Raw genomic sequence first — 25995 nt, 5'->3', positions numbered from 1 at the left:
TGGAGTGCCCGGCAACGACGCCCACGTGCACGGGAGCTTCGTGCGCGGCGGCGTCGTGTGCGATAGCTGGTGATGCGTCAGTCCGGCGGCACGGAGGGGTTTCTACGGTGCGGTCGCGGTTCGGCGGGGCATGAGCAGGTACGCCGCCGCAGCCAGGGCGAGCGGCAGGAGGCTCACGACCAGCATGGTGAGCCGCAGGCCGTTGGTGAAGTCCAGCCCGAGGTCCAGTCCGGACTGCCGGAGCAGGTTCGGGTCGTATCCGGCGGTGCCCGGACTGTGCGCCATCGCGCTTCGCGTCGCGTCCACGGCCTGATCGGCCTCGGACACCGACATGCCGCGTGCGTCGGCGTCGTCGAGCCACTGCCGCTGGAAGAAGACGTTGAGGAGCAGGAGGTAGACGGCGGGGCCGAGCGCGTAGCCGGTCATTCCGAACGCCGGCTGGACGGAGGCGACGGCGCCGGACTTTCCGGGCGGGGCGTGCGAGAGGATGGTCTCGGCCACCGCGGAGGAGGTCACCAGCGAGCCGAGGTTGGTGAGCCAGGTGGCCAGTACGACGATCCACAGAGCCATCGTGGGCGTGGCGGTGGCCGCCATCAGCAGCCCGCCCGCGACCATCACCAGCAGGCCCGTGACGAGGACCGGCCGTGGGGTGTACTTCCCGACCAGGCGCCCGGCGAGGATGACGGCGACCGCGATCGCGAGTGTGCCGGGCAGGAACAGCAGGCCGATCGTCTGCGGGGGCAGCGCGAGGATCACACTGCCGAACTGCCCGAGGGCGAAGCTGAACCCCGCGACGAGGAAGTTGATCGTCAGGCTGGCCAGTGCGGCCACGGCGAACGGACCCCTGCGGAACAGCGACAGGTCCAGAACCGGTTCCGGTGTACGGCGTTCATGGAGCACGAACAGCAGCAGGGCGACGGCACTGATCACCAGCGGCACCCAGGCCTGGGGGTGGGAGATCCCGTTCTCCGCCTCGGCGACGCCGTGGACGAGGGTCATCAGGGCCACGCCGACCAGGCTGACGCCGACCGCGTCGACTCCGCGGCGCTTCCGGACGGGGGGCTCGGTGACGTAGCGGGCCGTCAGCCCGAGCGCGATCAACGACAGTAACGGGGCCAGCAGGAACAGCCACCGCCAGCCGACGGCCTCCACCACCCAGCCCCCGATCGCAGGGGTCACCCCGCACATCACCATGTCGATGGCCATGAAGATGCCGATGGCCGCCGGCCGTCTCTCCGGTGGCACCGACACCTTGAGCAGGGCCATCGACACGCCCAGGATCGCTGCCAGCGCCAGGCCGTCGAGGAGTCGCGTCACCAGCAGGAACGTGTAGCCGGGGGAGATCGCGGAGAGCAGGTTGACGACGATGTCGCCGACCAGCCCCACCATCAGCAGCCGTCTGAGCCCGAAAGCGTCCCCGAGACTTCCCACGGCGAGCACGGCAGCGGCCACGACCAGCGTCGCCGCGCCGCCCAGGAACCCGACGACATCGGGCGGTACGTGGAGCGCCCGGCTGACCTGCGGCATGTTCAGACTGAGGACCAGCGGGTCGACGGCCGTGATCGTGAAGGCGAGGGCGAGTCCCGAGATGATCGGGAGGATCGCGACCATCGATCGCGGCTCCGCACTCGACACAGCAAGCCCTCCCATGTTTCGTCGGCGACCGCTCGCCGACCGTAACCGGGCCACGGTTGCCGGCCGGTCCTCCCCGGTACGACGCACAGGGCTCGGCACCTGTTCGGACCAGGAGGATCAGTCGTACGCGACCAGGAGTGTGCCCTCGGCTTCGGCGGAGGCGAGGGCGAGGGCAATGCCGGCCGCTTCGCCCGCATCCAGGGCGACGAGGTGAGGGCCGACCGTGAGAAGGTCGCGGTGGGCGCGGACCTGACGGCGAGCTGCCGGCTCGGCCTGCCCGTCCCGGACATCCTGGCGGAACTCGCCGCCGACCTCGACCATCCGGGACTCGAGTCGCATCTGGCCCGGGTGCGGGTCGGCCCCGTACGCTCGCCGGCCCGGCACGACCCCGGCACGGAGCGCCTCCATCCGGCGGTGACCGACGCCGTGAACGCGCTGAGCGACGTATGGAGACCGTCGTGACCTGCGAGCCCGGTTGCCGGGACACGGACCCGGTGATCTACTCGAAGAGTAGGTGCGTGTTGGAGCACCCGGCCCGGTAATCCCACGAAGCATGGCGTAGCACGCCCCACGTGGCGCACCGGGAGAGGCCGGGATGCGTCGTCGACGCTCGCCGGCTTCCCCGGTTCGCGTACCCGAGTTCACATGGTGGCGGCACACCGTGCTGTTCGGCCTCAGGAGAGGAACGCGGTGCGATGGCATCCTCAGGCAACAGCAATGATCCCGGGCGAGGTCTGCGCCACGACCTCGCCGCGGCGGCAGTCGGCATCGGCCACGCGGCGGCCGCCACCGGCAAGGCCACTGCGGCGGCCGTACGTCACCCGGGCGACACCATCGACCGCGCCAGGAAGGTGACGCGGGCCCTGCCGTTGGCATGGCATTCGGTGAAACCGGCGCTGACCGGCCGGGTGGACGACTGGCGCCGCGAGTACGCGTACACGCTGGGGGAGCAGGCCTTCGTCTACGGCTTCCCGTACATCTACAACGCCGAGCTCCGCCACCGTTGGGTGACCCAGAAGCCCGAGACGGAAACGACGCCGTACATGCCCGTGAACCACTTCTGGCATGCGAGCAGGCTCTGGGACGTCTCGGATCGCCAGGGTGTGTCCCCCAACATCGACACGCTGTACTCGTGGGCATGGCTGGACCTGCGCGAGGAGCCCCTCATCCTCTCGCACCCGGACATGGGCGACCGCTACTTCACCTTCGAACTGGTCGCCTTCACCTCCGACAACTACGACTACGTGGGCATGCGGGCGACCGGATCGGAGGCCGGTGACTTCGCCCTCATCGGCCCGGGCTGGAGCGGGGACCTTCCGGAGGGCGTGCGCCGCACGGCGAACGCCCCCACCCCATGGGTCCTGGTGGTCGGGCGGACCCTCGTCGAGGACGAGGACGACCTCCCGGCCGTCCACGCGCTGCAGCGGCAGTACCGGCTGACACCGCTTCACCTGTTCGGCAAGGAGGGCGTCACGCTCCCGGAACGCCGCGACGTACCGGTACCGGTCGACCCGGCCAAGGATCCGCTCGGTCCGTGGAAGACACTCAACGCGGAGCTGGCCGAGAACCCGCTGCCGAGCCATCACGCCGTCCTGCTCCGGCAGTTCGCGGAGATCGGCATCGGCCCGGGGCTGGATGTCGAGGCACAACCGGAGCCGGTGAAGGAGGGCCTGATCCGGGCCGCCGCCACCGCCGTGCCCATGCTGGAACAGCAGGTGCTCAGCGGCCAGTGGGGCGAGCTGATCAACGGCTGGCGGTACCCTCCCCCGCAGATCGGGCACTTCGGGGACGACTTCCTCAGGCGGGCCGGAGAGCAGTCCCTGGTGGGCATCGCCATCAACGATCCCGAGGAAGCGGTCTACCTGGCGGCCTTCACCGACGGCGCCGGTGAGACGCTGACCACCGGCCGCTACGAGCTGCGCTTCGAGCCGGGGACGCTGCCCCCGGTCGACGCGTTCTGGTCGCTGACCGCCTACGACGAGGACCGGAACCTGATCGCGAATCCGATCAACCGGTACGCCATCGGAGACCGCACCCGGGGGCTGGTCATGGACAGCGGCGGGGGCCTGACCCTGTACCTGCAGCCGGACTCACCGGGGTCCGAGCGAGAGTGCAACTGGCTGCCCACGCCGCAGCAGGGCGTCTGGTACGTCGCACTGCGCATGTACCTCCCTCGCACCGAGGTCATCGACGCGCGATGGCACTGCCCGCCGATCAACCGCGTCGGTTGACGGACGGCAGGCCACATGGCCTGGACGGCTGCCGAAAGTCTCGGGGCCGGGTCGGGCCGGACCTGACCCGGCCCGGCCCGACCGGTTCCGCGGGCCTGAGCCGCCGACGGCCGCACCCGTCACGGCAGGGGAGTAGGTGTACGTCCCGCCGCGCCGCCGTCGGCGCGGCCGGCCGACCAGTCGTCGTCGACATGGCTGCTCGCCGGCACCCGCCGCCCGTCCCCGTGATCGGGCGGGCTCAAGACCATCGCCGCCAGTCCCCGTGATCGGGCGGGCTCAGCACCATCGGCGCCAGTCCCCGTGATCGGGCGGGCTCGTCACGGGCCGCCCGGCGCGGCAGCGGGGGTGCGTCCGCCCGCGGTCCCGGGCGCGCCGACACCCCGTGGCCACGAGTTCGTAACGAGCCATTGACAGTGGCCGCCGGTGGCGGCACTCTCATGTCCACGCGGTTGGCTAAACGATTAGCCATACCGGAATCCACCACTTTGGGCAGGGGACATGGCGCGCCGGATCGGGATCAAGGACGTGGCCGCGGCGGCAGGTGTGTCGACCGCGACCGTGTCGCATGTCCTGAACCGGGTCGAGGGCAAGCGGATCAGCGAGGAGACGCGTCAGCGCGTCTGGAAGGCCGCCGACGAGCTCGGGTACGCGCCGAACGGACTGGCCCGCGGACTGCGGACGCAGCGGTCGCAGACCATCGGCTTCGTCAGCGACGAGATCGCCACCACCCCGCACGCGGGCCGGATGATCCTGGGCGCTCAGGAGGCCGCCGCGGCCGAGGGCCTGGTGCTGCTGCTGGTCAACACCAGCGGCGACGCCGCACTGGAGCGCACCAGCATCGACATGCTGCTCCAGCGGCAGGTGGACGGCGTGCTGTACGCGGCCATGTACCACCGGATCGTGACCCTGCCGGAGGCGCTGCGGGCCACGCCCACCGTGCTGCTCGACGCCGGCTCGCCCGACCCCGCCATCCCCTCCGTCGTGCCCGACGAGGTCCAGGGCGGCTACGTGGCGGTGCGCGAGCTGATCGACCACGGCCACCGCCGGATCGGCGTGACCGTGCAGACCGTCGACCTTCCCGCCCGCAACGGCCGCCTGGAGGGCTACCGCAGGGCGCTCGCCGAGGCCGGCATCGACTACGACCCGTCGCTCGTCGCCGCCGAGACGGCCGTGCCGTTCAACACCGTCGGCGGTGACGTGGACACCGGATACCGGGCCGCACGCCGCCTGCTGACGGCGGATCAGCGCCCGACGGCGCTGTTCTGCTTCAACGACCGTATGGCCGCGGGCGCTTACCGGGCCGCGGCCGAACTGGGCCTGTCCATCCCCGGCGACCTGTCGGTCATCGGGTTCGACAACCAGGAGCTGGTCTGCGAGTCGGTTCACCCGCAGCTGAGCACGGTTCAGCTCCCGCACTACGAGATGGGGGCACGGGCCGTGGCCCAACTGCTCGCACTCACCAGGACTCCGGGCCGGCCACCGGGCCCGGACATCAAGGAAGAACTGCCTTGCCCGCTGGTGGCGCGGGCATCGGTCGCTTCGCCGCCCCGACTCTGACCCCGGGACGGCGAAGCTCTCGCACCGTGACAGGCGACCGTCGCAACCGGTCGTCGGTCCTGCCAGTACGTGGAACACAGTGAGGGTACACACATGTCCCCCGAGATTCTCGACGAGCCGTCGCACCGTCACGACCGGCCGAGACACGGCAGCGCCGCGGAGTACTGAGCCGCGCTCCCCGCCGGCCCGTCGGCCGGCGTCGCACACCACCCCTCCCGCACCTCGCCGCCGGCCGCGCGCCGGACCCGGCGTCCGTCGCCCTGCCACGGAGCCCTCGGCAGGCGCCGCGGGAGGCCCCCTTCACGGAGTCCCGCGAGGCGATCGCGGCCGGCCGCGCCCGGCGGCCGCCCGTCCTCGCCCGCTCCGCCGCACATATCGAAAGGCACGCGTGTGTCCACCGCGCCCTGCGATCCGTACCGGCCCGTCGCCCATCTGCGGCCGCCCCGGAACTGGATCAACGACCCCAACGGGCTGGTCTTCCATGACGGCCACTACCACGTCTTCCACCAGTACAACCCGTACGGCGCGACACACGCCGACATGCACTGGGGCCACTTCCGCAGCCCCGACCTGCTGAGCTGGGAACGGCTGCCCATCGCCCTCTCCCCGGACCCCGGCGGCGTGGACGCCGACGGCTGCTTCTCCGGCAACGCCGTCTCCGACGGCGACCGCCTCGTCGTCTTCTACTCCGCCCACCGCCGGGACCGTTCGCCCCAGCACCAGCCGGTTACCACCGCCACCTCCCTCGACGGCGGCCTGACCTTCGCCCCGCGCGGCGGCCTGCTGATCCCCGCCTGGCCCGAGGACTGCACCATGTACCGCGACCCCTACGTCTGGCGGGACGGCGGCCGGTGGCGGATGCTGGTCGGCGCCGCCCTCGCGGACGGCCGGGGCGCGGCCCTGCTGTACGAGTCGGCGGACCTGGAGACATGGACCCCGCGGGGTCCCTTCGACGCGCGCCGGCAGGAGCCGGTCGGCGGCACCGGCCTGCACACCGGCGAGGGCTGGGAGTGCCCCCAGTACCTGCCGCCGCGATCCGGCCGCCCCGGGGCGCTCGTCTTCAGCGCCTGGAACGACCATGACGGCGACCGCTGCGTCACGGCCCTGATCGGCGAGGAGCACGACGGCGTCTTCGAGGCCGGCCCGCCCGCCCTCGTCGACCACGGCCCGGACTGCTACGCCCCCGCCCTGCTGCGCGCGCCCGGCGACCGCTGGCTGCTGTGGGGCTGGTCCCCGGAGGCCCGCGAGGAGGACTGGGCGGCCGCGGACGGATGGGCCGGCGTACTGACCCTGCCCCGCGAGATCCACGTCGCCGCCGACGGCACGCTGCACCAGCGGCCCGCCGCCGAGCTCCTCGCCCTGCGCGGCGAGCACACGCTGCACGCGGAAGGCTCGGCCCACCGGGAATCCGTCGAACTGGGCGGCGTGGGCCGCGCCTTCGACCTGACGGCCCGTCTGGAGACGACCGGGGCGGTGACCCTGCGGCTGCTCACCGGTCCGGACGAGTACCTCGACCTCCGCCTCGACGCCGCCGCGGGCGAACTGGTCGTCGACCGCGACCACGCCTCGTCCGACGACCGGGCCCACCGCGGGGCCTACCGGATGCCCTGCCCCACCGCGGGCCCCGTCGACCTGCGCCTGGTCGTCGACCACTCCGTCGCCGAGGTCTTCCTGACCGCCACCGGCCAGGTGCTCACCCTCCGCTTCTACCCCACGGGCGACGGCCCCTGGCGCCTTCAGGCCCGCACCGCGCCCCACACGAGCCTGAGTTACACCGTCGACGCCTGGCACCTGCTGCCGCTCACGGTCAAGGAGCCCAGCGCCGACACCGGCCCGGCCCCCGGCCAGGCCCCCCGCACGGAGCCCTCGCCCTCGTCGCCGTGAGCCGAGGCCGGTCCCGAACCCCCACAGTCGCGCACCACCCACTCTCACCCGCGCCACACACCGGAAGGCACCCCGCATGAATCCCGGCACCCCGAGATCCCGCCGTACGGCCGCCACGGCCGCCGCCCTCGCCCTGCCCCTGGCCGCGCTGGCCGCCTGCGGAGGCGGCAGCGGCAGCGGCACCTCCGCCGAACAGGGCAGCGGCACCGGCACCATCACCGTCTGGGCCCACCAGGGGCAGGCGAGCGAGGCCGCCGCACTGCAGAACGCGGTGAAGACCTTCAACTCCTCGCAGAAGAAGGTCAAGGTCAAGCTGACGCTGATCCCCGACACCGACTACACCAAGACCATCACCGCCACCGACGCCGCCAGGCTGCCGGACGTGATGGAGTTCGACGGCCCGACCATGGCCAACTTCGTCTACAACAAGAAGCTCGCCGCGATCGGCTCCTACGTCTCCGCGAAGACCCTGGCCAACGCCACGCCCGCCATCAAGGCCGAGGGCAGCGTCGACGGCAGGCAGTACGGGCTGGGCATGTACGACTCCGGGCTCGGCGTCTACGGCAACAAGAAGCTGCTGGACGCCGCCGGCATCACCTACCCCAAGGGCCTGTCCGACGCCTGGACGGCGGCCGAGTTCACCGACGCCGTCAAGAAGCTGGCCGCCAAGGACCCCGACGGCAAGAGCCTGGACCTGCAGGAGAGCAACGGGTTCGCCAACGAGTGGGGCACCTACGGCTTCGCCCCCGTCGTCTGGTCGGCCGGCGGCTCGCTGCTGAAGAACGGCAAGGCGCAAGGCGCCCTGGACACCCCGGCGGTGGCCTCGGCGCTGAAGACCTTCCAGTCCTGGAAGAAGTACACCGACCCCAACACCGACGGCAACGCCTTCGCCAAGGGCCGCGTCGCCCTGAGCTGGGTCGGCCACTGGATGTACCCCGCCTACGGCAAGGCCCTCGGCAAGGACCTCGTCGTGCTGCCGCTGCCCGACTTCGGCAACGGCCCCAAGACCGGCCAGGGCTCCTGGGAATGGGGCATCGGCGCCAACACCAAGAACGGCAAGGCGGCCGGCGCCTTCCTCGACTCCCTCCTCGACGACACCAACGTCACCGCGATGACCACGGCCAACGGAGCGCCTCCCGGCACCAGGAGCGCGCTCACGAAGAGCAGCCTGTACAAGCAGGGCGGCCCGCTCCAGCTCTTCGCCGACCAGCTCGCCAAGCCGTGCGGCGACCGCGACATCACCAAGACCTGCGTCGCCGTGACCCGCCCGGTCACCGCCGGATACCCCACGGTGACCGCCAAGTTCAGCCAGGCGCTCAGCGACGTCTACGGCGGCGCCGACCCGAAGACGGCGCTGGCCAAGGCCGCCCGCGCCATCGACCAGGACTTCTCGGACAACGACGGCTACCAGCTGCAGTAGCCGGCATCCAGCAGCCGGGAGGGGCGTACGCGCCCTGACAGCGTCCGCCCCTCCCGGCCGGGAAGAGGACCCCTACCGTGACCATCGTGAACCCCGCACCCGCCGCACCGGACCGGCGGAAGCCGAGCGCACCTGCGACCGGCCCCGAACCCGTACGCCCGCGGCGCCGGAACCGCGACGCGCTGCACGGCCTGCTGATGTCCGCGCCCGCTCTCGGCGGACTGATCGCCTTCGTCGCCGTGCCGTTCGTCTACGCCGTCGTCCTGTCCTTCTACAACGTGCGGCTCGGCTCGCCGCTGCCGCCGCGCTTCTTCGGCGTCGAGCAGTACCGGCGCATCTTCACCGACCCCGACATGTCCGGCCCGTTCCTGCGGGCCCTGCTGAACAACCTGACCTTCGCCGTGGCCGTCGTACCGCTGCAGACGGGGCTCGCGCTGGCGCTGGCCATCCTGCTCAACCGCAAGCTCAAGGCCATCGGCGTCTTCCGGTCGCTGTTCTTCCTGCCGGTCGTCTTCCCCATGGCCCTCGTGGCGGTCATCTGGCGGCTCATCCTCGCCCGCAGCGGCGACGGCCTGCTCAACTCCGCGCTGCACGCGGTCAGCCTCGGCCACTGGGGCGCCTTCGACTGGCTCGGGGACAGTCTCACCGCCATGGCCTCGGTGATCGTGCTGTCCGTGTGGCAGGGCGTCGGCTTCCAGATGGTCATCCTGCTCGCCGGCCTCCAGCAGATCCCCGGCGAGCTCTACGAGGCCGCCGAGCTCGACCGGGCCACGCGGTGGCAGCAGTTCCGGCACGTCACGCTGCCCGGCATCCGGAGCACCCTGGTCTTCGTCGCCCTGCTCACCTCGGTGCTGTCCCTCCGCGTCTTCGACCAGGTCTACGTCCTCGTCCACGGCGGCGGGCTCGACGAGGACGCCACCCGCACCGTGATGTACCAGGCCGTCACCACGGCCTTCGACCAGAACAACATCGGCCAGGCCGCCGCGATCACGGTCGTCTTCTTCCTGATCGTCGTCGCCCTGACCCTCATCCAGCGCCGCGTCGTCCGCCCCGGCAACGAGGACTGATCATGACCCGCACACCCCTGCGCCGCTTCGCCGACTACGCCGTCCTCGGCGTGCTCGCGTTCGTCTTCGTCCTGCCGGTCCTCTACCTGATCCTCGGCAGCTTCAAGCCCTCCGACCAGGTCCTGAACGGCCTGACCGGCTTCCTGCCCACCCATCTGTCCTTCGACAACTACCGGGCCGTCCTCAGCAGCTTCGACTCCGACGCCACCGGCTACTTCTGGCGCTTCATGGGCATCTCACTGCTCCTGGCCACCGTCGTGGTGCTCGGCGGTCTGATCGTCAACTCCATGGCCGCCTACGGCCTGACGCGGCTGCGGTGGCGCGGCCAGGGCGCCGTCTTCGCCCTCGTCCTGCTCCTGATGCTCGTGCCGTTCGAGGCGGTCGCCGTCCCGCTGTTCTACCTGTTCAACGACCAGCGCAACACCGTCTGGATCCAGGCCGTCCCGTTCATCGCCAACGCCTTCTCCCTCTACCAGTTCTCGACCTTCTTCCGCGCGATCCCGCCCAGCATCGAGGAGGCCGCCCGCATCGACGGTGCGGGCCCCTGGCGGACCTTCTTCGCGATCGTCGTGCCGATGTCGAAGCCGGTGTTCGCCTCCGTCGCGATCCTGACCTTTCTCACCCAGTGGGGGGCCTTCCTCTGGCCCGTGCTGATGGTCTCCGACCCCGCCGTGCGGCCCCTGCCGCTGGAGATGAGCGTCTTCCAGGGGCAGATGCCGGTCGACTGGGGACAGGTCCTCGCCTTCGGCGTCCTGCTGATCCTGCCCGTCCTGATCGTCTTCGCGTTCTTCCAGCGGTGGTTCGTCCAGGGGGTCGCCGGCTCCGCGGTCAAGGGCTGACCCCCACCGCGTGTCCATCGCCTGCACGGCCGCGGTGACGCTGCGGCGGTCCAGCTCGACCTCGGACTCGGCCAGTCCGAGGTCGACCTCCTGGGGGCCGGTGAGTTCGGCGAGGGACAACAGCGCCGCCACCGGGCGGTTCTCGGCGAGGTAGGAGGCGCTGAAGCTGTGGATGTGCCGCTCCAGCGCCGCCTGGGCCAGCAACTCCACCATCGCGGTCGCCAGGCCGACGCGGCGCCAGGCCGGGTCCACGGCGACGCTGACCTCCGCGACGCCTTCCGCCAGACGCTCGTACCGTGCGATGGCCACGCCCCGTCCGGAGGCGGCTTCCGAGGCGACGAGGGCGAACCGGCCGACGTAGTCCAGGCGCGTCAGCCGGTCCAGCAGGTCCGGTGTGAGGCGCGGCGGGCCGCCCAGGAAGCGGCGGTGCAGCGTGTCGGCGTCCGCCGACCGGATCGCCGCCGCCAGGTCCGGCGCGTCCGACGGCACGATCGGCCGGATCACGACGCGGCGGCCGTCGCGGAGCCGCAGTTCGCGCTCGTACGCGAACGGGTAGCCCGCGGGCACGTCGTCGGGGCGGGGCTGAAGGCTCATCGTGCCCCCATCGTCGGGCGCCCTTCCGCGGGCCGTCCTGGGCCGGTGGGCCCTCACGCGGTGCTGTTGGTCCCCTTACCGGGGCCGGGCGGAGCGCGACCATGGTGGTATGGAGGAGCCATCGCACGCGCGGACGTGGTACACCCCGGCCAAGTACGTCACGTCGCCCCGGGCGAACGCGACCGACGACATCGTCGACAACGCCCTGCACCGCCCCGGCCACGAGGCGTTCGCCCGCAAGGCCGACGGCGGCTGGCGGACCGTCACGTCCCGCGCGTTCGCCGACGAGGTCATGGCGCTGGCCGCGGGTCTGATGGCGGCCGGGATCGCGCCGGGCGACCGGATCGCGCTGATGTCGGGCTCGCGCTACGAGTGGATGCTGTGCGACTTCGCGATCTGGACCGCGGGGGCGGTCAGCGTGCCCGTGTACGAGACCTCGTCCGCCGAGCAGGTCGAGTGGATCCTGCGCGACAGCGGCGCCAGGGCCGCGTTCGTCGAGGGCGAGGAGCGCGCCCGCGTCGTCACCGCCGCCGAGGTGGCCTCGGTGCGCCAGGTGTGGCGCCTGGACGGCGGGCTCGGGCACCTCGTCGAGCTGGGCCGGACGGTGCCCCCGGAACTGGTCGAGCGGCGGCGGCGTGCGGTCGGCGCCGACGCGCTGGCCACCGTCGTCTACACCTCCGGTACGACCGGCAGGCCCAGGGGCTGTCTGATCAGCCACGGCAACCTGGTCGCCGAGGTGCGCAACGTCGCCGCCGCCGACGGGATCACCGAGAACGTCCTGACCGACCGCACCAGGCTCCTGGTGTTCCTGCCGCCGGCCCACGTCCTGGCACGGGTCGTCGCGCTCGCCGCCGTGCACAACGGCGCGCAGGTCGCGCACACCAGCGACCTCGGCAACCTCACCACGGAACTGCGCACCTACCGGCCCACGCTGCTGCTGGCCGTCCCCCGGATCTTCGAGAAACTGCGCAACACCGCCCAGCGCACGGCGGTGGCGGGCGGGCACGCGCGGATGTTCCGGGCCGCCGAGGCCACGGCCGTCGCCTACAGCGAGGCGCTGGACCACGGCGGACCGGGCCTGTGGCTGCGGGCCAGGCACCGGGTGTTCGACCGGCTGGTCCTCACGAAGCTGCGGGCCGCGCTGGGCGGCCACGTCGCCTACGCGTGCAGCGGCGGCGCACCGCTGGGGGCCGCCCTCGGGCACTTCATGCGGGGGGCCGGCGTCACCGTGCTGGAGGGCTGGGGGCTGACCGAGACCGCCTCCGGGGTGACCCTCAACCTGCCGGGCGCCCAGCGGGTCGGCAGCGTGGGCCGTCCGCTGCCCGGCTGTGCGGTGCGCATCGGTCCGGGGGACGAGGTGCTGGTGAAGGGCCCGAACGTCTTCGGCGGCTATCTGCACGACGAGGAGGCCACCGCCGAGGCGTTCGACGAGGAGGGCTGGCTGCGCACCGGTGACGTCGGCCAACTGGACGACGGCTATCTGACCATCACCGGCCGCAAGAAGGACCTCATCGTCACGGCCGTCGGCAAGAACGTGGCGCCCGCCCCGCTGGAGGACCGGCTGCGGGCCCACTGGCTGATCGACCAGTGCGTGCTCGTCGGAGACCGGCGGCCCTACATCGGTGCCCTGATCACCCTCGACCCCGAGTTCGTCGTCTGGTGGGGGCGTGAGCACGACCGGCCGCGGACGCACGGCGTCGCGGAACTGCGCGACGATCCGGAGTTGAGGTCGGCCGTCCAGGCCGCGGTGGACGAGGCCAACCGGACGGTGTCCGCGGCCGAGTCCATCAGGCGCTTCCGCATCCTGAGCCGGGGCTTCGCCGTGGGGGAGGAGCTGACGCCCTCGCAGAAGGTGCGGCGCGGATACGTGGCCGCCAAGTTCGCCGCCGACATCGAGGCGCTCTACGCCCCGCCCGGCCCGAAGCGCTGAGAACCCGCCCGGGTCACCTCGACCGCCCCGCCGTCTTCCCGCCGCGTGACATAGCGGAACAGGCCATGTCTTCCGCTCAAAGCTCTCGTTACGGAACGCGGAAGGCTCTTCAGCCCTCCTCCTGTGCAGGACAAGTGCACGGGCAGGGATCTCAGGGACTGAGTGACATGGGTTTGACCAGTCGAACGACCGTATACGCGATGCTGGCGCTGGCAGCCCTGTCTGTGGCGCTGCTGGTCTGGCTGTGGCCACGGCTCGCCAAACCGGGGCTGTGGCAGGTGCTGGGACGGCTGTGCGCCATCGGTGTGACACAGGTGACGATCGTCGCCGCCTTCGCCTGCGGAGTGAACTCGTCGTACCAGTTCTTCGGCTCCTGGGGAGAACTGTTCGGCAACGTCGACACCGCCCCCGTGGGCGTGACGCAGGCGGCCGACCAGAACGGCGACGGCTCGGTGAACGGCATAAGCAGCGTGCACGGCTCACTCGTGCAGCCGGCCGGCAGCGAGCAGCTGAGCCGGGTCAGCGGGCTGCCTCAGGGGCCGGCCGCCGCCGTCGGCCGGGTGGAGTCCGTCAAGATCATCGGCAAGCGCACCGGCGTCGTCGACCCGGCCTTCGTCTATCTGCCGCCGCAGTACTTCCAGAAGGCGTACCACCGCATGCGCTTCCCGGTGATCGTCGCGCTGAGCGGCTACCCGGGCAGCATCTTCAACCTCGCGCAGCACCTGCGGGTCTCGCAGACCGCGGGCGATCTGCAGAGCAAGGGCCAGATGCAGCCGACGATCATGGTGATGATCCGGCCGACGATCGCCCCGCCGCGCGACACCGAGTGCGTGGACGTGCCCGGGGGGCCGCAGACCGAGACGTTCCTGGCCAAGGACCTGCCGGAGGCCGTGCGGTCCGTGTACCGGGCCGGCCACGACGCCAGCGCCTGGGGCGTCATGGGGTACTCGTCCGGTGCCAGCTGCGCCCTCCAGCTCACGATGCGCAATCCGCACGTCTACACCACGGCCGCCGCCCTGTCGCCCGACTACAAGGTCAAGGACGACCCCACGACCGGCAACCTCTTCGGCAGCGGCCTCGGCCGCCAGGCCCGGGTCGACGGCCACGACCTGATGTGGCGGCTCGCGCACCTGCCCGCCCCCCAGGTCTCGGTGCTGGTCGCCAACAGCAAGCACGGCGAGAAGGGTTACGCCGAGACCCAGGCGTTCATCAAGGCCGTCAAGCCGCCCATGCGGGTCGCCTCGATCCTCCCCGAGAACGGCAGCCACAACTTCCCCACCTGGGTACGGGAGATGCCCGCCGCCCTGAAGTGGATGAACGCCCAGCTGACCTTCCCGCAGGACGTCGTACCCCGGCACCACCCGCGCCGGACGACGGAGGCCGCGGGCCGGCCCGGGCCCGGCCACAGCCCCCTGCGCGCCGAGGGCACCCCGAGCAGGCCCCCGGCCACCACGCGCCGGTGAGCCACTGAAAACGCGCGGCGCGACACATTCCTCGGTCCCGGCGTGGCACTCGTCCGACGTAGCGTGGAGGAGAGTTCGACGAGGAGGGACTCATGCAGGTGCGCCGGGCACGACGACCGCGAGGAGCGGACCTTCCCGGTGGCGGCCGGGTGGCGAGGAGAGTGACGGCCGCGGTGGGCCTCGCCGCGCTGCTCCTGACCGCCTGCGACGGCGGCGGGGGCGCGAAGAGCGACGGCAAGCAGGCCACGAAGAGCCCGGCGTCGGTCATCACCGTGCAGCCGGGAAGCGGCGGCGCGGCCGCCTCGCCGGGGGACAGGGTGCGGGTCCACTCCTCGGGCGGCAGGCTCGTGGACATACGGGTGAGCGCCCCGGACACCGACGAGTTCGGCGGATCGCTGTCGGCGGACGGACACACCTGGACGTCGTCCGCCCTGCTGGCCCCGGCGACGAAGTACACCGTCGTCGCGCGGGCCGAGGACGCGGACGGAAAGACGGTGACGCGGCGGACCACCCTCGCCACCGCGCGGGCGCGCACGTTCGTCGGCGAGTACAGCCCGGAGAAGGGCGCGACCGTCGGCGTCGGCATGCCGGTGTCGGTCGCCTTCAACAAGCCCGTCCGGGACAGGGCGGCCGTGGAGCGCAGGCTCTCGGTCACCACCAGCCCGCACGTCGACGGCGCCTGGAGCTGGGTGAAGGACCACAGCGGCAAGGACCGCGTCGACTACCGGCCCCGGGGCTACTGGACGCCCGGCACCGAGGTCACCCTGCGGATGGCCCTGAGCGGCGTCGACGCGGGCGGCGGGGTGTACGGCACCCAGCAGCGCGTCGTCCGCTTCCACGTCGGGCACGCGGTCGTCAGCACCGTCGACACGCACCGCAAGACCATGACGGTCAAGGAGGACGGGAAGGTGCTGCGCACCCTTCCGGTCTCCAGCGGCAAGCCCGGTTTCGAGACCTGGAACGGCACCATGGTCGTCCTGGAGAAGGTCCCCAGCATCCGGATGAACTCGCGGACCGTGGGCATCTTCGGCCCCGAGGCGTACAACCTCGGTTCGGTGAAGTGGGCAGTGCGGCTGACCCCTTCGGGGACGTTCGTGCACGCGGCGCCGTGGAACGCGGGCAAGTTCGGCCGGGTCAACGGCAGTCACGGCTGCATCGGCATGAGCACGAGCGACGCGCGGTGATTCTTCGGGCACGTCCACCTCGGTGATCCGGTCACCGTCGTCCACTCCAAGGACCCCGTCGCCGAGGGCAACGGCTACGGGGACTGGAACGTCGACTGGGCGACCTGGCGGGCGGGCAGCGCGCTGTCCTGAGAACCGGCGGCAACCTTTTCGCCGCCGGCGGCGACCCAGGGGCGATGATCCCGTCACCGAACCAGGTAAGGACCTCGCCCGTGGCGTCCCCAACTCCGCACCGCCGGCCCCGTGGCCGGCGTCCGGCTCTCGTGTCCGTCGTCGCCGTCGCCGCGGCGGCGCTCGTCGTGGCCCTGGTTGTCGCGTTCCGGCCCGGCGGCGGGGGCGCGACCGCCACCGCCGGGCACACCTCGGCCACGGCCGTCGCGGGCGTCGAGCAGGCGAGCCCGTCGCCGACGCCGTCCGGACGGAGACCGGCGTCGGCCTCCCCGTCGCCCACGGCCCGTTCCGCCACGCCGTCGGCCAGAGCGACCGGTGCCTCGGCGCGGCCCGAGCCGACCAGGGCGCCGCGCGCGGTACCGGCCGCGGCCTCCCTGGCCGGGCGGATCGTCCCCGGCACCACCCGCCAGGGCGTCGCCACGCACTACGACGCCGCCGACGGCGACGGCGCCTGCTTGTTCGGTCCGAGCGCGGACATGATGATCGCGGCGATGAACACCGCCGACTACGAGACGTCCAAGGCGTGCGGGGCGTACGTACGGGTCCGCGCCGCGAGCGGTGCCTCCGTCACGGTGCGGATCGTCAACGAGTGCCCGGGGGACTGCGCCGTCGGACAACTCGACCTCAGCGTCCAGGCGTTCGCCAAGCTCGCCGCGCCGTCGGCCGGGCGGATCGCCGTGTCCTGGGAGCTGGTCAGCCCCGCCGGCGCCGGCACGCTCTCGGTGCGGTACAAGACCGGGTCCAGCCGGTACTGGTGTGGGATCCAGGTGCTCGGGCACCGCAACCCGGTGGCGCGGCTGGAGGTGCGCGCCGGGAGCGGATGGCTGGCGCTGCCGCGCACCTCGTACAACTACTTCCTCTCCGAGAAGGGGAGCGGCTGCGGCGGGTCGCTGAGGATCACCGACATCTACGGCGAGCGGCTGACGGTGGACGGGATCGCCGTGAAGCCGAACGTCGTCCAGCCGACCCGCGTGCAGTTCGCCGCGCACTGACCGCGCGCTCTTCGTATCCGGTTGGTTTCCCAACTCCCAAGTTCAAGCCAGGGGTTGGGAAACCAGCCGCCATGGGGCGGTAAGAACTCGGCCAGTTCACCGAATCTTCGCCAGATGCTTCTACCCGCATAGACCCGGCCGGTGCTGTCATGCCCACGACTGCCCGGAATCCCCGGGCCGAACGCGGGAGAACCCCCATGCGCGCCATGCGCCGCCTCACCGCCACGAGCACGTCCCTCGGTCTCGCCGTCGCCGGCCTGATCCTCGGTACGGGCGCCACCGCCCACGCGTCCGGCTGCTCGCAGGACTACCTGCCCCTGCCCGACCCCGTCTGCCAGCCCGGCGCCTACAACCCCGACGTCACGCAGGACACCATCGGCTCGACGATATGCGTGTCCGGATGGACCTCCACCGTGCGCCCGTCGACCTCCTACACCAACGCGCTCAAGGTCCGGCAGATCGCGGAGTACGGCTACGAGGACACCAGCACGGCCGACTACGAGGAGGACCACCTCGTCCCGCTCGAACTCGGCGGAGCGCCCAAGAGCGCGGAGAACCTCTGGCCCGAGCCGCGTTACGGCGACACGACCGCGGCCAACAAGGACACGGTGGAGAACAAGCTGAAGAAGGCCGTGTGCAACGGCACGGTCGGCCTGGACGACGCTCGAGAGGCGGTCGCGTCCGACTGGACGACGGCGCTGTCCTCCCTCGGACTGAGCTGATTCCGCCAGGTCACTCGGGGCGTGGCCGAAAACGATCGTTTATGGGTGCGACGTCGGGGGGATCTTGGGGTCACCCTCCTTCCCGGGGAGTAGCGGGCGCCCGGCCGGGTCCCGCTGGAGAGGCAGGGCAGGTGCCTTCGTCGGCACGATGTGCCGGGGCGGTACGCGGACCAGGCTGGTTCACGTCGGCCAGAGGGACCGAGAGACCCGAGGAGGTCGTCATGAACCAGCGGATACGCGTCCGTGTCAGCCGCCGCCCGAGCCAGCCCCGCGACACCCCCGTCGACACCAGGACGCCGTCGGGGCGGATCCTGCCCTACTGACGTTCCCGACCGGTTCGGCCGGCGTCAGCGCAGATGGTGCGAGACCGCCGTGCGCAGGGCCCGGCGCAGTTCCTCGGAAGGCGCGGGGCCGTCGGGCTCCGCGCCGGCCGTGACCGCCGCGGCGACGGCGCGCAGCTTGATGTTGGAGCGCTGCGAGGCCTCGCGCAGGATCTCCCACGCCTGTTCGGAGGTGCAGGCGTGCACGGCCATCAGCACACCCCGGGCCTGGTCGATGACCGGGCGGGAGGCCATCGCCTGCTTCAGCTGCTCGACCTCCGTGCGCAGCTCCCGCAGCTGTTCCGCGCGCTCCCGGGCCACCGCGGAGGCGCCCGGCGACTCGGCCTCCCCGTCCACCGGGTGGGGCGCGTCCCGCAAGGGGGCGTCGGGGTTCAGGCCGGCCAGTTCCAGGATCCGGCGCGGCTGGCCGTTCCAGTGCCGGGAGCGCACCGGGACCTCCCGCCGGCGGCCGAAGGCGCCGAGCCGCTCCAGGAACTGCAGCCCCGCCGTGTCCATGAAGACCACGCCGGTCATGTCCAGATCCACTCGGCGCACGTGCGCCGGCAGCCCCTCCAGGGCCGTCGACAGCACGTCCGTACAGCCGTGGACGAGTTCGCCGCGTGCGGTGAGCACGGCCCGGTCCTCCTCCACCCTCCCGTCGATGACCAGGGTGTTCGGCTTCCCCCCGAGAGGTGTGTGTACCACTGAGGTCATGTCCGCCTCGCTGCTCCCGACAGTCGTCATGACGTTGAGTCACCGGCCGCCGCCGGGCGCGGGCCTCCCGTACCAGCCCCGCGGGGACCCGGCGGTGCTGACCCTGCGCCTGCCCGTAGGGCGACGGAGTACACACCGACCGTCGCCGGGAATGGCCGTGCCGCGGCCGGGTACGCGATCCACGACCACCGGGGTCGACCGAGCGGCCGCGAGAAGAGGGGAGAAGGGCGTGGAAGTCCCCTGCCGGACGCCGTCCGGACCCGCCCCCGCACCGTGGCTGACGGTGTTCCCGCTGCCGGACGGGGCGGGCCTGCGGGTCGGCGGCGAGGTCGGACTCGCTACCCTGGCGCAGTGGGAAGGGGCGCTGAGCCGTGCCGCGCACGAGGCGCGGCCCGTGTACCGGCTGGAGCTGTCCGCGCTCACCTTCGTCGACGTCGCGGGCACGGACGCGCTCGCCGCCGCGGCGCAGTCACTGGAGGAGGGCAGGAGGATCGTGCTGCAGCAACCTCCCGTCAGTCTGCGCCGTCTGCTGGACCTGTTCTGGCCCGGCATCCCCACGATCGAGGTGCCGTCGTCATGAGCACCGCGACCACCGGGCAGGACCCCTTCGTCCACCCCGCGCTGCTCTACGGCGACGAGCGGGAGTACCTGGACGGCACCGTCCCCTTCGTGCGCGCCGCGCTCACGGCCGGCGAACCCGTCGCCGTGGCCGTGCCCGCGGAGAACCTCCGGATCATCCGCGACGCCCTGGGAACCGACGGCGACGCCGTGCGGTTCCTGGACATGCGCGAGGCCGGGCGCAATCCCGGCCGGATCATCCCCGGCGTGCTGCGGTCCTTCGCCGACGCCCATGCGCCCGGCACGCGCGTCCACATGGTCGGCGAGCCGGTCTGGGCCGGCCGCAGCCCCGCCGAGTACCCCGCCTGCGCCCAGCACGAGGCGCTGATCAACGCGGCGTTCCGGGGCCGGGAGGCGACCATCCTCTGCCCCTACGACACCCGGCGCCTGCCCCCGGAGGTCATCGCCGACGCGCACGCCACCCACCCCACGCTCCTGCGCGGCGGATCACGGGAGGCCGTAAGGAGCAGCGCCTACGCCCCCGAGGCGGTCGTCGCCCGCTACAACGAGCCCCTGCCGCCCGCCCCGGACGCCCCCGTCGTGCGCTTCGACGCCGACTCGCTCAGCGAGACCCGGCACCTCGTCACCGGCGAGGGCGCCCGGCTCGGTCTGGCGCCCGCCCGGGTCGAGGACCTCGCCCTGGTCATCGCCGAACTGGCCACCAACAGCGTGGTGCACGGCGGCGGCACGGGCACCGTCCGGGTGTGGGCCGAGGACGGCCACGTGGTGACCGAGGTGTGCGACAAGGGCCATCTCACCGACCCGCTGGCCGGGCGCCGGCCCGCACCGCGCGAGCAGCGCGGCGGCCGCGGCCTGCTCCTGGTCAACCTCGTCGCCGACCTCGTGCGGGTGCACACCGGTCCGGAAGGGACCGCGGTGCGCTGCTGGTTCGCCCGCTGACCGCCGCCCGGGCGCCGGTCACAGGGGCGCCTGCCAGGTGACCGTGGTGCCCGTGCCCGTGCCCGTGTCCCCGTCCGCCGTCGCGTCGTCGCGGACCGTCAGCCGGACGGCGTCCCGGCCGTCCGGGAGGGCCGCCGTCACGTCCACGGCGACCTCGATCCGGGAGACGCCCGGGCGCCGGGAGGCGGCGGCGAGAGCACGGCGCAGTGCGGTGAGCAGCTGGCCGGCGGCCGGGTCCGTGATCCGGCCCTCGACGGCGCCGGTGAACCGCGTGGACGGGGCGAAGCCCAGCAGAGCCGCCGCCCCCGCCGTCTCCCGGAGCACCCTGCCGCGGAAGGTCGCCGGGGCGTCGGCCGGCGGCTGCTGCAGCGCGAAGATCGTCGTACGGACCTCCTGGACCGTCGACCGGAGTTCGTCGACCGCCTCGGAGAGCGTGGCGTCGACGTCCGGCTCGGGGCCGCGGCGCTGGGTGGACTCCAGCATCATCCCGGTGGCGAACAGCCGCCGGACGACGAGGTCGTGCAGGTCGCGGGCGATGCGGTCGCGGTCCTCGAACACCGCGAGGCGCTCGCGGCGGCGCCGGGCGTCGGCGAGGACCAGGGCGAGGGCGGCCTGGGAGGCGAACTGGGTGGCCAGCAGCCGTTCGGTGTCGGTGTACGGCCGCTCCCCGCGCCGGCGGGGCAGCGCGAGGGTGCCGATGAGCCGGCCCTCGGCCCGCAGCGGCAGCATCATGCTGGGCCCGAACCGGTGCCGCACATGGGTCGTCATGCGCGGGTCGGTGGCGGAGTCGTCGATGAACACCGGTTCCCCGCCCAGGAGTTGCACGAGCACCGGGCTGCCGGGCCGGATGGTGGCGCCGACGATGTCACCCGGGTCGTCGTACGTCGACGCCGTGACGATCTCCATGCCGCCCTCCGCGGTGGGCTGCAGGACGACGCCGGCGCCGGCGTCGGCGAGGACGCGGGCGCGTTCGGCGACCGTCGTCAGCGCGTCGGCGGCCCGCCCGCCGGACAGCAGCGCGGTGGTCACCGCGGCGGCGCCCTCGATCCACCGCTCGCGCTGCCGGGCCGCCTCGTACAGCCGGGCGTTGCCGATCGCGATGCCGGCCTGGACGGCGAGGACGCGCAGCAGCCGCTCGTCCTCGGCGGTGAAGGGCGTGCCGTCCTGCCTGCCGGCGAGGTACAGGTCGCCGAACTCCTCCTCGCGCACGCGGATCGGCACGCTCAGGACGACCGCGGTGCCGGGTGCGGGCGGCGCCGTGCGGATCTGCGTCAGACCGTCCCGGCCGGGGTCCCCGGTGCCCAGGGCCGCGTACCGGGCGCCGGTCAGTTCCGCGGCGCTGTCGACGATGTGCTGGAGGGTGGCGCGCAGTTCGAGGTCGGTGCCGACGCAGAGGACGGCCTCGAGGAGCGGCGGGAGACGGTCGCTCACCCGTGCCGCTCAGGTGGCCAGCGGGTCGAGCACGAGCGGCTCGATCCGGCCCTCCAGCATGTAGCCCAGGCCCTGGACGGCGCACACGTCCGGGCGTTCGGCGATGGCCACCGGCATGCCGGTGGCCGCGCGCAGCATCTGGTCGAGGCCGGGGAGCAGCGCGCTGCCGCCGACCATCATGATCCCGCGGTCGGCGAGGTCGGCCACCAGGTCGGGCGGGCAGTCCCGCAGCACCCGTCCGATGCCGTCGAGCACGGCGGTCAGCGGCGTCTCGATGGCGTCCCGGACGGCGGCGGTGTCGACCTGCACCGACCGGGCGAGGCCGGTGGCGACGTCGCGGCCGTGGATCTCGGTGGAGGCGGGGCCCTGGAGGGTGAGTCCGTTGCCGGACAGGGCCAGCTGCAGGGGCCGTACGGACTGGCTCGGCAGCATCAGCTCGTGCTCGTGGCGCAGGTGCTGGACGATGGCGTGGTCGACGGCCTCCCCGCCGACCGGGATGCGCTCGGCGGTCACGATCGACCCCAGCGACAGCACGGCGACCTGGGTGGCGGCCGCTCCGCACACCATGATCATGGTGGCCTCGGGGCGTTCGACGGGCAGTCCGCAGCCCACGGCGGCGGCGATCAGCGTGTCCACCAGTTCCACGCGCCGGGCGCCGAGTCCCACGAGCGTCTCGATGGCCGCCCGCTGGGCCAGCGGGTCGGCGTCGTGCGGGGTGCAGGCCGCCGCGCGCAGGAAGGGCTTGCGGCGCAGGGTGCGGCGGATCTTGTCGCCGAGCAGGTGCCGCAGCATCCGCTGGGCCATCTCGATGTCGACGACGGTGCCGCCGGAGACGGGCCGCACGACGCGGATGTAGTGCGGGGTGCGGCCGGTCATCTTCTCGGCGAACTCGCCGACCGCGATCAGCGCGCCGGTCTTGGTGTTCACGGCGGCGACGGACGGCTGGTCGACGACGAGCCCGGCGCCCTTCACGTAGACGCGGGTCCGGGCCGCCCCCAGGTCGACGGCGAAATGGCAGCGGCGCAGCTGCTCCAGACTGGCGGTCATGGCAGGTCCTCCCGAGAGCGCAGACCGTGGGGGCCGCCGGTGGAGAGTGGCGGGCCTCGTTCTCTGTTCCTGTTCCGGAAGGCCCGCCGGGCGGCGGGCCTCCCTCGCATCGTGCGGGGGCCGGGAGCGGGGCGCCGCTTGGAGGGGGCCGGGCGGGGTGCCGCTGAATGGGCGGTTTTGCGGCTTATGTCCGAAGTAAATAAGAGATAAAGGCGGATCAGAGGGCTTGGGCGGCTTCGAGGAGCGGCGCGAGGGAGGGCACGGTGACCTCGCAGCCCGCCTCCCGCAGGCCGTGCTCGATCGTCGGATTGCGGGCCAGGCCGATGAAGCGCAGCCCCAGCTGCTGGGCCGCGGTCAGCTCGGCGACCGTGGAGCCGATCAGCACGCTCGCCGAGGCCGGCGCGGCGGCGGAGGACAGGGCCCGCCGCAGGCAGTCCGGGTCGGGCATCAGCAGGGCGAGGTCGGCGGCGCGGCCGTGCACGCCGGTCAGGGGGAGCCGGAACGGCCGCAGATACCGGCGTACCGCCTGTTCGCAGACGTCCGAGACCACGGCCACCCGCCGGTCGGCGTGGTGCAGGGTGCGCACGAGGACGACCGCGTTGTGGGTCAGCGGGGCGTCCGGGACCGCTCGCAGTTCGAGCTGGTCGAGGCGGTCGCGCAGCGGCGGGCCCAGCCGGTCGTGGGCGAAGGCGCGCAGCAGGTCCAGCGGATGCGCGAACACCTCCTGCCCCGCGGCCCGCGGCAGCGGCCGGCCCGCCAGCGCGTCCTCGGGGTCGCGCTGTTCGGCCACCACGGACAGCAGGTCCACCGTGGCCTCCCGGGCGGTCCGCGCGGAGAACAGCCGGGTGACGGGACCGTCGAAGCCGAGCAGCACCGTCCCGGCGTCGGCGAGCAGAGCGGACACCGGCCGCGGCGCGGGCGGCCGCGGCAGGGGCGGCGGGGCGCTCTCGGAGCTGAGCCGCACCGCGCAGGAGATCGCCAGCCCCGGCACCGGCCACCTGCCCAGCCCGGAGTCGAGCGCCCGCTGCGCCGCGCCCGCCCGGCGCAGCGGATGCCGGCGGGTGATGCGGGGGGCCGCGTCCAGCACATGGTCGAGGAGCCGCTGCGCGACCCGTGTGATCTCGGCGCGGACGAACGCCACCGGATCGACGACGTGCCACGACAGTTCGACGGCGGCCGCGAAGGCGCCCTTGCCGGAACTCGGCAGGGAGACGGTGTGGAACGCCTGGTGGCTGGTGAGGTCCACCTCGTAGTAGGTGGTGCGCCGGGGCGGGCGCAGACCGTGCGGACGGGCTGGGTTGAGCAGGGTCAGGGGGCCGTCCGGCTGCGTGTGCACGATCGCCGTGCGGCCGGGGGCGGGGATGCCCAGCCGGCGCAGGTCGTGGGTGATGAACGGGCCCTTCACCAGGTCCCGCTCCTCCGGCCCGGGACCCGCCGTCGACAGCGTGAGGTACCAGGCGACGGGCGGCTCGTCCGGGACGTCGCCGTGCAGCGGCTTGAAACGCGGCTCCTCCAGCGCGGCGGAACTCGCCGCGAACTCCTCGTACCAGGACGGCGAGACGACGAGCAGGACGTCGGCGGCCGTACGGCCCTGCAGGGCGCGGACCTCCGGCGGTACGACGGGATCGCCGGGGCCGTCCGTGTGCCAGAACGTCACCCGCAGCCGCTGCGGGTCGGCCGGCCCGCCGACCGCCTCGCCGAGTCCGCGCAGGGCCGCCACCAGCACCGGGAGCGTGTAGGCGCCGGGCCGGGCCAGCACCAGGTAGCCGTCCGCACGGACCCGCACCTCGCGCCGGGGCAGCCCGGAGCGCTCCAGGATCCGGTCCACCGCGTACTCGAGCGCGATCCGGGCCTCGGGCCGGCCGGTGAGGTCGTCGGCCTCGAAGAGCACGGCGGGGCGCCGGGGCTCGGGCCGGGACGGGGAGCCGCCCGGCACGCCGGGACCGGCCGGACGCCGGGAACCGGTCAGCCGCCGCACGCTGTCCGCGCTCACCGTCGCGAACGCCTCGCCGTCCGCGCCCGCCCCGGTCCCCGTGCCCGGGGCCGACGGGGTGGAGGCACGGAACTCGCCCCGCGAGCGGCCGGCCCGCCGGTCGATCGACGCGCCCACCCGTTCGAGGAGTTCGGCGGTCCTGGTGCGCGCCGTGCGGGGCAGGCCGCGCAGGAGGAGGTCGCGCACGCCGGGGCGGAAGGCGTAGGAGCCCGGTGGCCCGGGGACGGTGCCGAGCATGCCGCTGAGGATGACCTCCGCCAGGTGCTGCGGGCGGGGGTCCGGTTCGAGGGCGGCGTGGACCAGGCGCATCACCGGCAGGTCGGGCCGGCCGACCGCGAGATGCCCGGCCAGCCGGAACGCCTCCGGTGACGCGGTCGCCCGGAACCGCAGGACCAGCTCCTCCGCCGACAGCAGGGCGGCGTCCGCGCGGTCCTCCGTGGCGGCCGGCCGGTCCAGCAGGGCGACGGCGGCCGGGACGTCGGAGCAGCCCGGGGCCGCGAGCAGCGCCGCCCAGTTGGCCAGCCAGCCGGCCTCCGGCTCCATGACGGGCAACGGCACGGCCGCACTCGGTTCCCGCGGCTCGTAGGGCGTGAAGACGAGCGCCGACGCCGGCGCGGCCGGATACGGCGCCGCCAGCCGTCCCGGTGTGGTGGGCAGGGCCGTCTCCCGCCACAGGTGCTCCGGCAGGGGCTGTACGACGGCCAGCGGCATCCGCGACGCCCACCGGCGCAGCGTGGCGAACCACAGGGCGCCCGACGGCCCCTGGCGCCACTGGGGGCCCATGCAGTCGCTGACCAGCAGGGTGACGGTACGGCCGTCGGTGGTCGTGGGGGTGCCCGGGCCGCGCACCGTCCCGTCGGCTCCGGCCCGGTAGGGCACGACCGTGCGGAAGACGCCCGACTGCGCGAGCGTGGTGTGCAGTTCGCGCACCAGGGGGCGCCAGACCGGCATCGTGGGCCCGGTGTCGTACACCAGGTTCAGGCGCAGCCAGCGCTCCCGGGCCGGGCGCATGACCGGCAGCCACCCCTCGGGGGCCGCGCCGAGCCGGGCGATGCGGTCGGCGGTGGCGTGCTCGTCGAGTTCGTGGCCCACGGGCGAGTCGATACGGCGTTTGAGCGGACGCAACGCCCGCTGCAGACCGAGGGGGTGACGCAGCATCGGGGGCGCGGGCGCGAGCAGCGTGGTGTGCGGGCGTCCGTCACCGGGGCCGGTGGCGGACGGCAGGTGGAGGGGCGCGCGGGGCGAGGCGACGGGACCGGCGGGCCTGTGGGTGCCGGGCCGCG

Annotated in this window: 19 protein-coding genes and 1 pseudogene; 14 read left to right on the top strand and 6 right to left on the bottom strand. The window is 73.1% G+C overall.

The annotated features are described in order from the left end of the window. Window positions 1-102 precede the first annotated feature (102 nt). The gene (locus M8J74_RS02420; RefSeq protein ID WP_249834807.1) at window positions 103-1611 is read right to left on the bottom strand and encodes an MFS transporter; all 1509 of its coding nucleotides are present in this window, start codon (window positions 1609-1611) and stop codon (window positions 103-105) included. A gap of 234 nt (window positions 1612-1845) precedes the next feature. Between M8J74_RS02420 and M8J74_RS02415 the strand changes: the two genes are divergently transcribed. The 7 genes from M8J74_RS02415 to M8J74_RS02385 all read left to right on the top strand — a co-directional run bounded on the left by M8J74_RS02415 (window position 1846) and on the right by M8J74_RS02385 (window position 10633). Continuing rightward, window positions 1846-2097: a hypothetical protein gene (locus M8J74_RS02415; protein WP_249834806.1), complete on the top strand. Its 252-nt coding sequence runs from the start codon at window positions 1846-1848 to the stop codon at window positions 2095-2097. Window positions 2098-2330: 233 nt separating this feature from the next. Further along, a complete protein-coding gene (locus M8J74_RS02410) occupies window positions 2331-3866 on the top strand; it encodes a DUF1254 domain-containing protein (protein ID WP_249834805.1) in 1536 nt (511 codons plus the stop codon). A 498-nt stretch (window positions 3867-4364) separates the two neighbouring features. After that, the gene (locus tag M8J74_RS02405; RefSeq protein WP_249834804.1) at window positions 4365-5423 is read left to right on the top strand and encodes a LacI family DNA-binding transcriptional regulator; all 1059 of its coding nucleotides are present in this window, start codon (window positions 4365-4367) and stop codon (window positions 5421-5423) included. 390 nt (window positions 5424-5813) lie between these two features. Further along, window positions 5814-7307: a glycoside hydrolase family 32 protein gene (locus M8J74_RS02400; RefSeq protein WP_249834803.1), complete on the top strand. Its 1494-nt coding sequence runs from the start codon at window positions 5814-5816 to the stop codon at window positions 7305-7307. A 76-nt stretch (window positions 7308-7383) separates the two neighbouring features. Next, window positions 7384-8727, top strand: coding sequence for an ABC transporter substrate-binding protein (locus M8J74_RS02395; protein ID WP_249834802.1), 1344 nt, complete (start codon window positions 7384-7386; stop codon window positions 8725-8727). A gap of 86 nt (window positions 8728-8813) precedes the next feature. Then, the gene (locus tag M8J74_RS02390; RefSeq protein ID WP_249834801.1) at window positions 8814-9794 is read left to right on the top strand and encodes a carbohydrate ABC transporter permease; all 981 of its coding nucleotides are present in this window, start codon (window positions 8814-8816) and stop codon (window positions 9792-9794) included. Window positions 9795-9796: 2 nt separating this feature from the next. Next, on the top strand, window positions 9797-10633 hold the full coding sequence (locus M8J74_RS02385; protein ID WP_249834800.1) for a carbohydrate ABC transporter permease: 837 nt from the start codon (window positions 9797-9799) through the stop codon (window positions 10631-10633). Between the two features lie 129 nt (window positions 10634-10762). Here the strand turns inward: M8J74_RS02385 and M8J74_RS44950 are convergent. After that, window positions 10763-11227, bottom strand: a pseudogene (locus M8J74_RS44950) (GNAT family N-acetyltransferase); the annotation flags it as partial. Between the two features lie 109 nt (window positions 11228-11336). On the opposite strand from M8J74_RS44950, the gene M8J74_RS02380 reads away from it, so the two are divergent. The 5 genes from M8J74_RS02380 to M8J74_RS02360 all read left to right on the top strand — a co-directional run bounded on the left by M8J74_RS02380 (window position 11337) and on the right by M8J74_RS02360 (window position 17689). Then, complete coding sequence (locus M8J74_RS02380; protein WP_249834799.1) at window positions 11337-13157, top strand: AMP-dependent synthetase/ligase; 1821 nt, start codon at window positions 11337-11339, stop codon at window positions 13155-13157. Window positions 13158-13324: 167 nt separating this feature from the next. Then, on the top strand, window positions 13325-14620 hold the full coding sequence (locus tag M8J74_RS02375; RefSeq protein WP_249834798.1) for an alpha/beta hydrolase: 1296 nt from the start codon (window positions 13325-13327) through the stop codon (window positions 14618-14620). A gap of 92 nt (window positions 14621-14712) precedes the next feature. Next, a complete protein-coding gene (locus tag M8J74_RS02370; protein WP_249834797.1) occupies window positions 14713-15804 on the top strand; it encodes a L,D-transpeptidase in 1092 nt (363 codons plus the stop codon). A gap of 212 nt (window positions 15805-16016) precedes the next feature. Next, the gene (locus M8J74_RS02365; protein ID WP_249834796.1) at window positions 16017-16967 is read left to right on the top strand and encodes an expansin EXLX1 family cellulose-binding protein; all 951 of its coding nucleotides are present in this window, start codon (window positions 16017-16019) and stop codon (window positions 16965-16967) included. Between the two features lie 197 nt (window positions 16968-17164). Further along, the gene (locus M8J74_RS02360) at window positions 17165-17689 is read left to right on the top strand and encodes a hypothetical protein (RefSeq protein ID WP_249834795.1); all 525 of its coding nucleotides are present in this window, start codon (window positions 17165-17167) and stop codon (window positions 17687-17689) included. Between the two features lie 347 nt (window positions 17690-18036). On the opposite strand, the gene M8J74_RS02355 is transcribed toward M8J74_RS02360, so the two are convergent. Continuing rightward, entirely contained in the window at window positions 18037-18723 is a 687-nt protein-coding gene (locus tag M8J74_RS02355) for an ANTAR domain-containing protein (RefSeq protein ID WP_249834794.1), read from the bottom strand. A gap of 229 nt (window positions 18724-18952) precedes the next feature. Here M8J74_RS02355 and M8J74_RS02350 point away from each other — a divergent pair, with 229 nt between their 5' ends. Together M8J74_RS02350 and M8J74_RS02345 are read left to right on the top strand one after the other, a co-directional pair. Beyond that, the gene (locus tag M8J74_RS02350; RefSeq protein ID WP_249834793.1) at window positions 18953-19303 is read left to right on the top strand and encodes an STAS domain-containing protein; all 351 of its coding nucleotides are present in this window, start codon (window positions 18953-18955) and stop codon (window positions 19301-19303) included. Further along, window positions 19300-20241 carry an anti-sigma factor RsbA family regulatory protein gene (locus M8J74_RS02345; RefSeq protein WP_249834792.1) on the top strand — a complete coding sequence of 314 codons (942 nt, stop codon included), beginning with the start codon at window positions 19300-19302 and terminating at the stop codon, window positions 20239-20241. Before M8J74_RS02350 ends, M8J74_RS02345 begins: the two co-directional genes overlap by 4 nt. Before the next feature lie 18 nt (window positions 20242-20259). On the opposite strand, the gene M8J74_RS02340 is transcribed toward M8J74_RS02345, so the two are convergent. The 3 genes from M8J74_RS02340 to M8J74_RS44390 form a co-directional block, all read right to left on the bottom strand. After that, window positions 20260-21672 carry a GAF domain-containing protein gene (locus M8J74_RS02340; RefSeq protein WP_249834791.1) on the bottom strand — a complete coding sequence of 471 codons (1413 nt, stop codon included), beginning with the start codon at window positions 21670-21672 and terminating at the stop codon, window positions 20260-20262. A gap of 9 nt (window positions 21673-21681) precedes the next feature. Beyond that, on the bottom strand, window positions 21682-22719 hold the full coding sequence (locus tag M8J74_RS02335; protein WP_249834790.1) for a rod shape-determining protein: 1038 nt from the start codon (window positions 22717-22719) through the stop codon (window positions 21682-21684). Between the two features lie 217 nt (window positions 22720-22936). After that, a partial coding sequence (locus M8J74_RS44390) for an SAV_2336 N-terminal domain-related protein (RefSeq protein WP_283947696.1) occupies window positions 22937-25995 on the bottom strand: 3059 nt, incomplete at its 5' end.

Origin of the sequence: Streptomyces panaciradicis, assembly GCF_023516615.1 — a bacterium.
Lineage (GTDB): Bacteria > Actinomycetota > Actinomycetes > Streptomycetales > Streptomycetaceae > Streptomyces > Streptomyces panaciradicis.
The sequence above is the reverse complement of the archived record's forward strand: the minus strand, read 5'-3'. Positions and strand labels throughout refer to the sequence as shown.